This window comes from Streptomyces sp. NPDC126503 (assembly GCF_040302405.1).
Classification (GTDB): Bacteria; Actinomycetota; Actinomycetes; order Streptomycetales; family Streptomycetaceae; genus Streptomyces; species Streptomyces gulbargensis.
Genome location: NZ_JBEORS010000025.1, coordinates 53928 through 67655, shown reverse-complemented (window position 1 = coordinate 67655; position 13728 = coordinate 53928). Strand labels below are relative to the sequence as shown.

Annotated in this window: 9 protein-coding genes; 6 read left to right on the top strand and 3 right to left on the bottom strand. The window is 70.7% G+C overall.

The window, feature by feature from the left end:
• Positions 1–3: 3 nt before the first annotated feature.
• Both ABTY40_RS26140 and ABTY40_RS26135 read right to left on the bottom strand, forming a co-directional pair.
• Positions 4–717 (bottom strand): PspA/IM30 family protein, encoded by a 714-nt coding sequence (locus tag ABTY40_RS26140; protein ID WP_352061760.1) that lies wholly within the window; start codon positions 715–717, stop codon positions 4–6.
• A gap of 64 nt (positions 718–781) precedes the next feature.
• The gene (locus ABTY40_RS26135) at positions 782–2881 is read right to left on the bottom strand and encodes a TPM domain-containing protein (RefSeq protein ID WP_352061759.1); all 2100 of its coding nucleotides are present in this window, start codon (positions 2879–2881) and stop codon (positions 782–784) included.
• A gap of 172 nt (positions 2882–3053) precedes the next feature.
• On the opposite strand from ABTY40_RS26135, the gene ABTY40_RS26130 reads away from it, so the two are divergent.
• The 3 genes from ABTY40_RS26130 to typA all read left to right on the top strand — a co-directional run bounded on the left by ABTY40_RS26130 (position 3054) and on the right by typA (position 8837).
• Positions 3054–4076: a glycoside hydrolase family 18 protein gene (locus tag ABTY40_RS26130; protein WP_502990680.1), complete on the top strand. Its 1023-nt coding sequence runs from the start codon at positions 3054–3056 to the stop codon at positions 4074–4076.
• A 187-nt stretch (positions 4077–4263) separates the two neighbouring features.
• Positions 4264–6672, top strand: a complete 2409-nt coding sequence (locus tag ABTY40_RS26125; RefSeq protein WP_352061757.1) for an ABC transporter family substrate-binding protein — start codon at positions 4264–4266, stop codon at positions 6670–6672.
• A gap of 263 nt (positions 6673–6935) precedes the next feature.
• A complete protein-coding gene (typA, locus tag ABTY40_RS26120) occupies positions 6936–8837 on the top strand; it encodes a translational GTPase TypA (RefSeq protein WP_352061756.1) in 1902 nt (633 codons plus the stop codon).
• A gap of 181 nt (positions 8838–9018) precedes the next feature.
• On the opposite strand, the gene ABTY40_RS26115 is transcribed toward typA, so the two are convergent.
• A complete protein-coding gene (locus tag ABTY40_RS26115; RefSeq protein ID WP_352061755.1) occupies positions 9019–9603 on the bottom strand; it encodes a hypothetical protein in 585 nt (194 codons plus the stop codon).
• 532 nt (positions 9604–10135) lie between these two features.
• On the opposite strand from ABTY40_RS26115, the gene ABTY40_RS26110 reads away from it, so the two are divergent.
• From ABTY40_RS26110 to ABTY40_RS26100, 3 genes are all read left to right on the top strand, one after another.
• Entirely contained in the window at positions 10136–11770 is a 1635-nt protein-coding gene (locus tag ABTY40_RS26110) for a peptide ABC transporter substrate-binding protein (protein WP_352061754.1), read from the top strand.
• Positions 11771–11861: 91 nt separating this feature from the next.
• Positions 11862–12788, top strand: a complete 927-nt coding sequence (locus ABTY40_RS26105; RefSeq protein WP_352061753.1) for an ABC transporter permease — start codon at positions 11862–11864, stop codon at positions 12786–12788.
• Positions 12781–13725 (top strand): ABC transporter permease, encoded by a 945-nt coding sequence (locus ABTY40_RS26100; RefSeq protein ID WP_352061752.1) that lies wholly within the window; start codon positions 12781–12783, stop codon positions 13723–13725. The genes ABTY40_RS26105 and ABTY40_RS26100 overlap by 8 nt, the downstream gene beginning before the upstream one ends.
• The last annotated feature ends 3 nt before the right edge of the window (positions 13726–13728 follow it).

Sequence of the window (13728 nt, the reverse complement as noted above, 5' to 3'; positions counted from 1 at the left end):
GGGTCAGGCGCCCTTCAGCGCCGCGAGGCGGGCCTCGATCTCGTCGCTGTCGCCGAGCGCGTCCAGCTGCTCGAACTGCGCGTCGAGGGACGAGGCGGCGAGTTCCTGCTTGCCCAGGGCCCGCGCCTCCTCCCGGCGCACCTTGTCCTCGAACCGGCTCAGCTCGCTCGTCGGGTCGAGCAGGTTGATGCTGTCGACCGCGTCCGTCATGCGGTTCCGCGCCTGCGCCGACGTCGCTCGGGCGACCAGTTCGTCGCGCTTGGCCTGGAGCTCGCCGAGCTTGGTCCTCATCTGGTCGAGCCCGGTCCGCAGCTTCGCCACCACATCCGTCTGCGCGGCGATGGTCGGCTCGGCCGTCCTCGCCTCCCGCTCGGCACGCAGCTGGCGGCCGAGCGCCACCTTCGCCAGGTTGTCGAAGCGGTCGGCCTCCTCCGTCCGCCCGCCGGCCCGCAGCTCGTCCGCCTTCCGGCTCGCGGCGAGCGCCTTCCCGCCCCACTCCTTCGCCGCGTCCAGGTCCTCCTGGTGGTCCTGCTCCATCAGCCGCAGATTGCCGATCGTGGCGGCCACCGCCTCCTCGGCCTCCGCGATGTTGGACGAGTAGTCACGGATCAGCTGGTCCAGCATCTTCTGCGGGTCCTCCGCCTGGTCCAGCAGCGCGTGGATGTTCGCCTTCGCCAGCTGGGCGACCCGGCCGAGAACGGTCTGCTTGCTGCTCATGCTTCGTCTCCTTCAAGGGTTCATCAGGGGGACTCGGGAACAGAGGTGAGGGGGCGGGCCGCGCTCAGAACCGGCCTCCGCCGCCCAGCCGGCCGCGCGTGCCGCCGCCGCCGAAGCTGCCGGGCCCGCCGCCGAAACCACCGCCGCCGAAGCCTCCGCCCCCGCCGAACCCGCCGCCGAAGCCTCCGTGGCCCCCGCCCCCGCCGAACAGCCCGCCGAGGAGGATGCCGCCCAGCACCGCACCGCCGAGCCCGCCGCCCCCCGCGCCCGGCACACCGCCAGGACCGCCGGGGCCCGCGTACGCCTGGACGTCCCGCTCAGCGAGCTCCTGCGCCAGCCGCGCCAGGCCGTCCGCCCGCTGAGCCTCCGCCAGGGCGGTCCGCGGGTCCCCGGCGGCGGCGAGCGTCTCCGCCTTCTCCCACCGGCGCCGGGCCTCCGCGAGCCGGGTACGGGCCTCGCTGCCCACCGCTCCCCGGTGCGTCGTCACGTAGTCGGAGGCCGCCCCGATCGCCGAACGGGCCGTCAGCATCGCCTGCTCCAGGAGCGCCCGGGCCCGCCGGTCGCCCGACTCGCGCTCCCGTGCGCCCCGCAGCGCCTCGTCGAGTGCCGCGTCCGCCTCCTCGACCCGCCGCAGTGCCTCCAGGGGGTCGTACCGTCCGGCCTCCCCGGCCTGCCGTACCTCGGCGGCCACGGTCTCCGCCCGCGCGATCCGTCCCTGGAGGTCCGCCGTGGACACCCCCTCGGACGTGCCCTTCAGCAGGCCGCGGGCGTCCGCGAGGTCCGCGTCCGTCTCGGAGAGCGCGCCCGGCAGCTTCCCCACCGCCTCCGCGAGCTCCACCGCGCGCCGGTCCACCGCCTCGATCAGCCGGGCGGCCTGGTCCACCGCGCCCTCGGCGGCCCGGATGTGCACGGCGCCGCCGCCGTTGTCCCCCTCGTCCACCCGCTGCCGGGCCTCGTTGATGTGCGTCGTGGCGAAGACCAGCCGGTCCTTGGCCTGCTCGACGTTCCCGGCGACCGGGGAGGCGGCGCTGTCCGCGTACCGCTCGCGCATCGCGGTGAGCGCCGCCCCGGCCGTGACCACCCGCCCGGTCTGCTCCCGGAACGCCGCCTCGACCGAGGCCAGCGCCTCCGGAGCCGTACGCTCCAGGGCACGCAGCCGGTCGAAGTCCTCGCTCTCCGCGTCGAGGCGCGCGTTGGCCTCGGCGCAGCGCCGGAGGATCTCCTCCAGCATGTTGCGCCGCTCTCCGTCGTCCTCGGGGAAGGCGTCGTCGAGCCGCTGCCGCACCCGGAACGAGGCCGTGAGCTGCTCCTTCGCGAAGGCCAGGGCCTCGGTGAACCGCTCCACGGCCGCCTCCCCGAACTGGGCGGAGGCGAAGCCCAGTTCCTCCTGGCTGGTGCGGACCGCGTCGTCGGTGGCGACCAGGGTGCGCCGGGCCTCGGCGTCGAGAGCGTCCAGCGACGGCGGCGCGTGCTCCGGGGGAGGGGCGCCCCAGCCCTGCCCGCCTTGGGGGGTGGTGCGGGTCGCGGTCCGCCTGCGGCGCTTGGTGTACGCGTACGCCGCCACGGCCCCGGCGCCGCCGACGAGCACGAGCGGCAGGACGAGGTCGGCGCCCCACGAACCGCCCCCGGCCGGACCGGGGTCGGCGGGGCCGGGGGTGATCGACGGCGCGGGGACGGGCCGGCCGGCGAGGACCGCGCCGTAGCCGTCGGCGGCGCCGATGGCGGCCCCGGCCCAGTCGTTCTGCCGCAGGGCCGGTTCGATCGCCGTCCGCGCCACCTCGTCCAGCTGGGCCTGGGTGAGCCGGCCCGCCGGGTCGGCGGAGTGCGCGTACTGCCGGGCGCGGGTGGCGACGGCGAGCAGGACGTCGTCCGCGCCGAGTCCGTTGCGCGCGGCGGTGGCGTCGGCCCAGTCCGGGGCCGAACGCCCCGAGAAGTCCCGGACGTAGACCACGAACAACTGGATCCGGCGGTCCTCGTAGAGCCGGTCGAGCGCCGCGGCCACGGCGGCCCTGCGGTCGCCGAGGGCGTCGACCCGGTCGGTGATCTGGCCGTCCCGGGACAGGTCGGCGGGGTCGTCGGCGTGGGCACCGTGAACGGCGGGCACGAGGAGCCACCACGCCGCCACCAGTACCGCGAGAAGGGCGCGGGTGGCTGTTCGTGTCACAAAAAGGAGGCTATGTCCCGGTATGGGGGAGCGCGAGCGGGCCGGTGCCGTTCGGAAACCGCCCGTGCACCGGGCCGGTGCCGTGGGGAAACCGCCCGCGACCCCGGCGCGTCCCTGACGGTGGCCGCCCCTGCGGTGGCTCCGGTGACGTGACGGCTCCTGGGAGGCTCGTGTGAGTGGACGGCTGAGGCGTGCGTGGCGGAAGGGGCGCTGGTTCGTGCTGGGACTGGTGTCGGTCCTCGTCGTGCTGCCGCTGTCCGGGGCGCTCGCCCTGCGCGTGAACTACGCGGGCGACGTGCGGGAGGACGCCCGGACCCGGGGCAAGGACGCCATCTGGCTCGGGCACGCCTGGGTCGACGGCCGGCGCACGGACGCCGACCTCGCCGCCTTCGCCGAGCGCGTCAAGGGGACCGGCATCCGTGACCTGTACGTCCACGCCGGTCCGCTCGACCACGACGGGACGCTGCGCGCGGACAGGTACCCGCGCGCCCGGTGGCTGATCGACGGCGTGCACCGGACCATGCCCGGCATACGGGTCCAGGCCTGGCTGGGCGACATCCTCGCCACCGAGGGGCCGGTCGGACTGCGCCTGGAGGACCCGCGTTCCCGGGCCGCCGTGGTCGGCTCCACGCGGCAGATCCTCGACGCCGGCTTCGACGGCGTCCACTTCGACCTGGAGCCGCTCCACTCCGACGACGCGCACTACCTCTCCCTCCTCGACGACCTGGGGAAGCTCACCCGGGCCCGGCGGGTGCCGCTCTCCGTCGCCGCCCACCAGATCGATCCCCTGCCCGGCGCCCACTCGGTGCTCGGCGTGGTCAGCGGCGGCAGCGAGAAGTGGTGGTCCCAGGAGTTCTTCGGGCAGGTCGCGCGCCGGGTCGACCAGATCGCCGTCATGTCGTACGACACGTGGATGCCGCTGGAGGGCATGTACGGCGGGTACGTCACCCAGCAGACGAGCCTCGCCCTGGAGGTGACGCCCGAGTCGACCGACCTCCTCATGGGCCTCCCCTTCTTCCACGAGGACGATCTCGGCCACCACGAGAGCGCGGAGACCGTCGCCGCCGCCGTCCGGGGCACCCGTCTCGGCCTCGGCCGCACCGACCCCGGGCGCGAGCGTTTCGGCGTCGCGCTGTACGTCGACTTCGCGGCCCGCGAGGAGGACTGGGCGGCCTACCGCGCCGGCTGGCACTGACCCGGCCGTCCGGGTGCGCGCCCGTCCGGAGGCGCGCCGGCGGGGGAGGGGATTGGGCCGCACGGGTGGGGTTCGGCGGGGCCGCCGCCGTGTCGGCACGGCCGGATCGGATCGGTCGCTTTCAGTGGATGAGCGATAGGTCTGATCATCTCCAAATGGCATGATTCCGGACGAAGGGGTACACATCATGTCCCAGGTCGGCGCCCCACGCGGGAGGACATGGTCCAGGAGCCCCCGCTCCCGCACGCTCCGCTCCGTCGCCCCCCTCACCAGCGCGGTCCTCGCCGTCACCGTGCTCGCCGGGTGCTCCGGCGAGGGCGAGGAGCAGGCCCCGGCCGCCGCTCAGGACCACGCCCCCGCCGCGCGCGAGCGGGTCGCCGACGGCGGCACCCTCCGCTGGGCCGTCGACACGCTCCCCAGCACCCTCAACACCTTCCAGGCCGACGCCGACGGCACCACCACCCGCGTCGCCGGAGCCGTGCTCCCCGCCCTCCACACCCTCGACGAGCGCGGCCGCCCGCAGCGGAACCCGGACTACCTGGAGTCGGCCGAGGTCATCGAGACCGAGCCCAAGCAGGTGGTCCTCTACAAGCTCAACCAGCAGGCGGTCTGGAGCGACGGACGCGAGATCGGCGCCGCCGACTTCGTGGCCCAGTGGCGCGCCCTGAGCGGCCGGGACACCGCGTACTGGACCGCCCGCAACGCCGGGTACGAGCGGATCGAGAAGATCGAGCGGGGCAAGAACGACCTGGAGGTCCGGGTCACCTACGCCAAGCCGTACGCGGACTGGAAGTCCCTCTTCACCCCCCTCTACCCGAAGGAGGTGATGGGGTCCCCCAACGCCTTCAACGACGGGGCGCGCACCGCGCTCAAGTCGACCGCAGGACCGTTCCTGCTGAAGAAGGTCGACCGCGCGAGCGGTGACATCACCCTCGTCCGCAATCCCCGGTGGTGGGGACAGCCCGCCAAGCTCGACAGTCTCGTCCTCAAGGCCGTGCCCCGCACCGAACGCGGCGCCGCCCTCGCCGCCGGCACGCTCGACCTGGCCGAGATCGACCGGTCCACGGCGGAGCGGATCGCCCTCGCGGTACGGGACGCACGGGCCGGCCGCAAGGGCGCGGAGGCGGCCCTCGCCCACGGCCCCGGCTCCGCCATCACCCCCGCCAAGGCCCTGAAGTCCTGGGCGCTGGCGTATGGATCCGACGAGGAGCGGGCCGAGGAGGTGCGGGCCGCCCGGGAGGAGAACCGGCAGGCCGTCGCCCGGTACGCGGCCGAGCAGGACGGCCTCGCCCGGTTCGTCGTCCGCAAGTCCCTGGAGCCCGCGTACACCCAGCTCTCCCTCAACGGCGAGTCCGGCCCGCTCGCCGACGAGCGGGTGCGGCGGGCGGTGGCCCGCGCGATCGACCGCCAGGAGATCGCCGAGTCGGTGCTCAAGCCGCTCGGGCTGCCCGCGGACGCGCCGGGGAGCCACCTCGCCCTGGCCGGTCAGCCGGCCTACGCGGACAGCAGCGACGCGCTCGGCGACCAGGACACCGCGGAGGCGCGGGCGCTCCTCGCCGACGCGGGCTGGGTCCCGGGCGGGGCGGTCCGGAAGCCGGGCACCAAGGCCGACACCAAGGCCGACACCAAGGCGGGCAGCAAGGCGGAGAACACCGAGAACGAGAAGGAAGGGAAGCCGGAGCAGGAGAAGAAGGCCGCGGCCGAGGACCGGAAGGCCGCGGACACCGCCTCCGACGAGGGCCTCTACATCGTCGGGGACGACAAGCCCGGCGAGCGCCCCGCCGCCCCCCGCATCGGGCCCGCCGGCCCCGGGAACGGCACCGGCGTCCTGACGGCCGCCCCCGCCGCCGACCGCCAGGGCCGGGCCCTCCTCGCCCGTGCCGAGGCCCTGGACACCGGGACCGCCACCGACGCCGGGGCCCGCGCCGCCCAGTCCGTCACCAAGCCGGACCGGGGGGTCGCCGGGGCCTACGCCCCGCGCGGCACCGCAGCCCCCGCCGCCGTACCGGCCGCGAACCAGGCCCTAGGGAAGGACGGCAAGGCGCTCAGCCTCCGCTTCGTCCTGCCGTCCGGGCCCGGTTCCGAGTCGCTGCGGGCGGTCGGCGACCGGATCGTCCGGATGCTCGACGCGGTCGGCATCCGCACCCAGGTCACCAAGGTGCCCGACGAGAGCTTCTTCAAGGACCACATCGCCTCCGGCGACTACGACCTGGCCCTCTACTCCTGGCCCGCCACGGCCTTCCCGGCCACCGACGCCCGGCCGATCTTCGCCAAGCCGGAACCCGCCTCGGACGGCTCCCTGCTGGTGGAGCAGAACTACTCCCGGGTGGGTACCGACCGCATCGACCAGCTCTTCGACCAGGCGGCGGGGACCCTCGACGAGGAGGAGGCCCGGGAGCTGGTCCGCCAGGCCGACGCCCGGATCTGGGCCGCCGCCGGCTCCATCCCCCTCTACCAGCGCCCCCAGCTGGTCGCCGCCCGGGCGGATGTCGTGAACGCCGGTGCCTGGGGTTTCGCCGCCCCCCGCTACCAGGACATCGGCTACAAGAAGGCCGAAACCGTCAAGGGTGCCGGCCGAACCGCCGAAAAGCACTGAAACCGCAGGTCACAACCTCAGAAGCCGCTCAATTTCCTTGCCCGCCGGGCCTCCCGGCGGGCAGGATCACGTCGGACCCTTGACCCGGCCGCATGATCTTCCCCACACCCTGAAACCTCCCAGTAGACCCTCTCGGATCACAACCGGGGAAGCCCCTTGCACGGCAGCCCCGTACCATAGGACTTAGCCGTGGCGCGTCCGCCCGGCGGGCGTAAGAGGAACTGACGCCGATTCCCACGATCCGAGAGAAGCGCAAGCCACCCATGCCCACGCGCCACGACATCCGTAACGTAGCCATCGTCGCCCACGTCGACCACGGCAAGACGACCATCGTCGACGCCATGCTCAAGCAGGCGGGTGCCTTCGCCGCTCACCAGCAGCTCGACGACCGCATGATGGACTCGAACGACCTGGAGCGTGAGAAGGGCATCACGATCCTCGCCAAGAACACGGCGGTGAAGTACCACCCCAAGGACGGCGGGGCCCCGATCACGATCAACATCATCGACACCCCCGGCCACGCCGACTTCGGTGGCGAGGTCGAGCGCGGTCTGTCGATGGTGGACGCCGTCGTCCTCCTGGTGGACGCCTCCGAGGGCCCCCTCCCGCAGACCCGCTTCGTGCTCCGCAAGGCCCTCCAGCAGCGCAAGCCCGTCATCCTGTGCATCAACAAGACGGACCGCCCGGACTCCCGGATCGACGAGGTCGTCAACGAGACCTACGACCTCTTCCTGGACCTGGACGCCGACGAGGACCAGATCGAGTTCCCGATCGTCTACGCCTGCGGCCGTGACGGCATCGCCTCGCTGACCAAGCCGGAGGACGGTACGGTCCCGGCGGACTCCACCAACCTGGAGCCGTTCTTCTCCACGATCCTGGAGCACGTCCCCGCCCCGACGTACGAGGAGGACGCGCCGCTCCAGGCCCACGTCACCAACCTCGACGCCGACAACTTCCTCGGCCGCATCGCGCTGCTCCGCGTCGAGCAGGGCGAGCTGCGCAAGGGCCAGACGGTGGCCTGGATCAAGCGCGACGGCACGATCTCGAACGTCCGCATCACCGAGCTGATGATGACCGAGGCGCTCACCCGCAAGCCGGCCGAGGTGGCCGGCCCCGGTGACATCTGCGCCGTCGCCGGTATCCCCGACATCATGATCGGCGAGACCCTGGCCGACCCGGAGAACCCGGTCGCGCTGCCGCTCATCACGGTCGACGAGCCGGCCATCTCCATGGTCATCGGTACGAACACCTCGCCGCTGGTCGGCCGTGGCGGCACCGGCAAGGGCGCCGACGCCAAGGCCGCGGTCAAGGACCGCAAGGTGACCGCCCGTCAGGTGAAGGACCGCCTGGACCGCGAGCTCATCGGCAATGTCTCGCTCCGCGTCCTCGACACCGAGCGCCCGGACGCCTGGGAGGTGCAGGGCCGCGGTGAGCTGGCGCTGGCCATCCTGGTCGAGCAGATGCGCCGCGAGGGCTTCGAGCTGACCATCGGCAAGCCGCAGGTCGTCACCAAGGAGGTCGACGGCAAGGTCCACGAGCCCGTCGAGCGCATGACGATCGACGTGCCCGAGGAGCACATGGGCGCCGTCACCCAGCTCATGGGCGTCCGCAAGGGCCGCATGGACAACATGTCGAACCACGGCTCCGGCTGGGTCCGCATGGAGTTCGTCGTCCCGTCCCGTGGCCTCATCGGCTTCCGTACGGAGTTCCTGACCCAGACCCGCGGCACCGGCATCGCGCACTCGATCCACGAGGGCCACGAGCCCTGGTTCGGCCCGCTGCAGACCCGTAACAACGGCTCCCTGGTCGCCGACCGCGCCGGTTCGGTCACCGCCTTCGCGATGACCAACCTGCAGGAGCGCGGCGTCCTCTTCGTGGACCCGGGCACCGAGGTGTACGAGGGCATGATCGTCGGCGAGAACTCGCGCTCCGACGACATGGACGTGAACATCACCAAGGAGAAGAAGCTCACGAACATGCGGTCGTCCTCGGCCGACTCGTTCGAGGCGATCGTCCCGCCGCGGAAGCTCTCCCTGGAGCAGTCCCTGGAGTTCTGCCGCGACGACGAGTGCGTCGAGGTCACCCCGGAGGCCGTGCGCATCCGCAAGGTGAACCTGGACGCCCGTGAGCGTGCCCGCGCGGCCTCCCGCGCGAAGAACGGCTGACCGAGTCGGTCGTGTGACCGGGCCGTTCCTCGAACGGCCCGGCACGGACGAGAGCGCCCGTCCGGGGTTGTCCCCGGACGGGCGCTCTCGTTTTCCCCCGTCCCCGTTCACGTCCCCCGTTCACGGGTGGTGCGCGACGCCCCGCCCGTCCCCGTGCCGGCTGGTCGGGCCGGCGCCGGGATCAGCAGTAGCGCTTGGCGTACGCCGCGAGGCTGCCGGCCGGCACGGAGGTGCCGCAGCGCAGACCGCCCTCGGTGGCGACGGTGAAGCTGATGGCCTTGCCGTAGTTGCCGGTGTTCACCCAGCGGGTGCCGCGGTCGCAGCGGAACTGGGTGTAGTAGCCCTGGGTCTTCATGGTGCCCGCGTACAGGACGTACTTGCCGCGGGTGGAGAGCCGGTGCTGGATGGACTCGGCGGTGGTCTTCGTCTTCGACCCCTCGGCCTTCAGCTCCAGGCCGACCTTGCCGCTGAGGCTGGCGAGGGCGACGTTCCCGCTGACCTCGACACCCGAGGTGGCGGTGACGGAGGCCGTGATGCTGGTGACGGACTGGGCGCTGACGGTCTTGACGACCGTGCCGCCGGTGTAGTGCTCGATCGCCTTGCGGTGGGTGACGACCGGAGACTTGCTCACCGTGGACCAGGTGTACTTCTGGCTCCCCGGGCTGCACATCATCTCGGCCGCCTGGGCGCTGCCGGCGGGCAGCAGGGCCAGGGTGGCGGCCGACAGGCAGGTGGTCATGAGTCCTGCCATGAGCTTCTTGCGCATGTGTTTCCCCTCGTTGGTGCCGCCCGGTCGGGCGGCGGAGCGGCCCGTGGTCAGCGGGCCGGGTCGGAGTCTTGCGGGCCGGGGGAGACTTGGGACACAGTTTTGAGCAACTTCTGAGCTTGACAACCGAGTTGAGTGCGCCCTTCCGCTTCCGGGAGCCACGGCGGCGCGCAGCACCGGCCCCCCGGGGGCGTCAAACCGATTTCGCCGTGCCGCGTCCGATTTCCGGACGTCGCTCTCCGGTACGTGTGTTAACAGTCCGTTTCGGGCGTGTCTGTCTGTGATCAGTTTGTCCGGATTTTGGCCTCTGACGCCTTGGTGATGTTGTCAAAACGAGACCACTTAAGTGTGGTTTACAGCCCGGACGTACTTAATAGTTGGCTCCATTGAGCTCGGGTCAATGGGTCAAGCACTGTGGGGAGTGCCGACTCACGAGCACACTCGGGGCGCTGGAGTCCTGGGCCGTCAGGGGTGTCGGCCGTCTCCGTGCGTCCCTTTCGTAGTGACAAGTGGACTCATGAGGAGGAACCCCATGCGTGGTGCCAAGAGCGCCAAGTGGGTTGCGGGCGCGATCGCCGTCGCCCTGGCAGCGACCGCCTGTGGCGGCAGCAAGGACAACGGGGAGGGCAAGGCCAAGGACGGCGGCGCGGTGAGCGTCGGCATCTCCGAGCCGAAGCGCCTCGTCCCGCAGACGACGACCGAGTCCGAGGGCTCGCAGGTGCTGGACGCGCTGTTCCGTCCGCTCGTCAGCTACGACGACAAGAACCAGCCGGTCGAGGACGCCGCGGAGTCCATCACCACGACCGACAACAAGCTCTGGACCATCAAGATCAAGCCGGGGCAGAAGTTCCACGACGGCACCCCGGTGACCGCCAAGAGCTACGTCCAGGGCTGGAACTGGGGCGCCTACGGCCCGAACGCGGCCGACGGCAACTACTTCTTCGCCACCATCGAGGGCTACGAGGCCCTGAACCCGGCGGACCCGGACGGCGCGGAGGGCCCGAAGAAGGCCCCCGAGCCGAAGGCCAAGGAGCTCTCCGGCCTGAAGGTCGTCGACGACACCACCTTCACGGTCAAGCTGGCGAAGCCCTTCGCCGACTACAAGACCGTCCTCGGCTACACGGTCTTCTACCCGCTGCCGGACGCCGCCATCGCCAACATCAAGGCGTACGAGCAGGCTCCGATCGGCCAGGGTGCCTTCAAGATCGAGGGCAAGTGGGAGCACAACAAGGCGATCAAGGTAGTCAAGAACCCTGACTACACGGGCACGAACAAGCCCAAGGTCGACTCCGTGACCTACAAGATCTACCAGAAGCAGGAGACGATGTACAAGGACGTCGTCGCCGGCGCCCTGGACGTCGTCCCGCAGGTCCCGAGCTCCGAACTGGCCAACGCGCCCAAGCAGTTCGGCAAGCGCTTCAAGTCGTCGCCGGCCTCGACCTTCCAGTTCGTGTCGTTCCCGACGTACGACAAGAAGTACGCGAAGCCCGAGGTCCGCAAGGCGATCTCGATGGCCATCGACCGCGAGGAGATCACCAAGGTCATCCTCAACGACTCGCAGTCGCCGGCCCGCTCCTTCGTCTCCCCGGTCGTGGGCGGCTACCGCGAGAACACCTGCGGTGACTCCTGCAAGTTCGACCCGGCGGCCGCCAAGGCGATGCTCGCCAAGGCCGGCGGCGTCGAGGGCAACAAGATCAACATCGGCTACAACGGCGATGGTGCCCACAAGGAGTGGGTGGACGCCACCTGCAACCAGATCAAGAAGAACCTCGGCGTCGAGTGCGTCGGCCAGGCCGTCCCGCAGTTCGCCGAGCTGCTGACCCAGGTCGAGCAGAAGAAGTTCTCCGGCATGTTCCGGATGGGCTGGATCATGGACTACCCGTCCATGGAGAACTACCTCGGCCCGCTGTTCACCACCGGTGGTTCCTCGAACTACTACGGCTACAGCAACAAGCAGTTCGACAAGCTGGTCGAGGAAGGCCGCGCCGCCAAGACCTCTGCCGAGGCCATCAAGATCTGGCAGCAGGCCGAGGACATCCTCGTCCAGGACATGCCGGTGATCCCGCTCCGCTTCGGCAAGAACGTGTTCGCGCACAGCAAGAACGTGACGAACGTGGAGATGGACCTCTTCAACCGGGTCGACGTCACCAAGATCTCCAAGGCCTAAGGGCCTCAGGCATCTGACCCACATTTAAGAGTCGAGAACGGCGGCGGGGGCCGGCAACACCGGCCCCCGCCGCTTCTCGCGAGGAGGATCCATGGGCCGGTTCGTCATCCGACGAATCCTTCAGATGGTGCCCGTCTTCATCGGCACCACGTTGATCGTCTATTTTCTCGTCACGCAGATGGGTGGCGACCCCATCCAGAACCTGTACGGCGAGAAGCCCGTACCCGAGAACATCAGAGCGACCCTCACCGCTCAGTACCACCTCGACGACCCGTTCTTCGTACGGTACTGGTACTACTTCACCGGCCTGCTCCAGGGCGACTTCGGTGAGTCCATCAGCCAAGGCCGGCCCATCGCCGAGCTGCTCGCCGAGGCCTGGCCCGAGACGCTGAAGGTCGCCGGTGTGGCCTTCACCTTCGAGGTCGTCATCGGCGTCGTCGCCGGTGTGCTCGCGGGCATGCGCCGCGGCAGCTTCATCGACAACCTGGTGCTCGTCTCCACCCTGACCGTCATCGCCATCCCGATCTTCGTGCTCGGCAATGTCACCCAGACGTTCCTCGGTATGGAATGGGGGCTGTTCCCCGTCTCCGGTACCGACGACGGGTTCTCCAGCTATCTGCTGCCGGGTATGGTGCTCGGCTCGGTCTCGCTCGCCTACATCGCGCGTCTCGCCCGGGCCTCGGTCGCGGAGAACCTCCGCGCCGACTACATCCGGACCGCGAAGGCCAAGGGCCTGCCGAAGAGCCGCGTCATCGGCATTCACGTGCTGCGCAACTCGCTGATCCCGGTCGTGACCTACCTGGGTGCCGACCTCGGTTCGCTCATGGGTGGCGCGATCGTCACCGAGGGCATCTTCAACATTCCCGGCGTGGGACACCAGCTCTTCACCTCCCTGAACGTGGAGGACGGTCCGGCGGTCGTCGGTTTCGTCAGCCTGCTGGTGCTCGTCTACCTGATCTCCGCGCTGGTCGTGGACCTGCTGTACGCCGTGCTTGACCCGAGGATTCGCTATGAGTGACACGACCCAGAAGACCGAGACGGCCGTCGCGGGTCTCACCGCGCCCGTCGTCCCCGCCCCGGCCAAGCCGGAGAAGACGCGCAGTCTCGCGCAGGACGCCTTCCGGGACCTGGTCCGCAACCCGATGTTCATCGTCTCGGCGGTCCTCATCGTCGGCATCCTCGCCATCGCGGCCTTCCCGGGCCTCTTCACCAGCGTCGACCCGCTCGCCTGCGACCTGAAGCACTCCATGGAGGGCCCCAGCGGCAGCGCGTGGTTCGGCTACAACTTCCAGGGCTGCGACGTCTACTCGCAGACCATCTACGGCACCCGCAACTCCGTGATCGTGGGTGTGCTGACGACGGTCTTCTCCCTGATCATCGGCGGCCTCGTCGGTGTCCTCGGTGGTTTCTTCGGCAAGTGGACGGACGCCCTCCTCTCGTTCGTCACCAACGTGTTCTTCGGCCTGCCGCTGCTGCTCGCCGCGATCGTCATCCTGAACAACTTCCGTGACGAGAAGGGCATGCGCAACGCCGGCGTCATGGCCGTGGTGCTGACCCTGACCGCGGTCGGCTGGATGTCCATGGCCCGCGTCATGCGCGGCGCCGTCATGCAGGTCAAGCAGGCCGACTACGTGGCCGCCGCGCGCTCGCTCGGCGCCTCCACGTCGCGCATGATGTTCCGTCACGTCCTGCCGAACTCCGTCACCCCGCTGATCGTGGTCGCCACGATCTCGCTCGGTGCGGTCATCGGTGCGGAAGCGACCCTGAGCTTCCTCGGTATCGGCATCAGGCCCCCGGCCATCTCCTGGGGCGTGATGATCTCCGAGGCCCAGCAGCGCATCTCTTCGGGTCTGCACCCGCTGCTGTTCCCGTCCGGAATGCTCACCATCACGGTGCTCGCCTTCATCATGCTCGGCGACGCGGTCCGTGACGCCTTCGACCCGAAGCTGCGCTGAGAG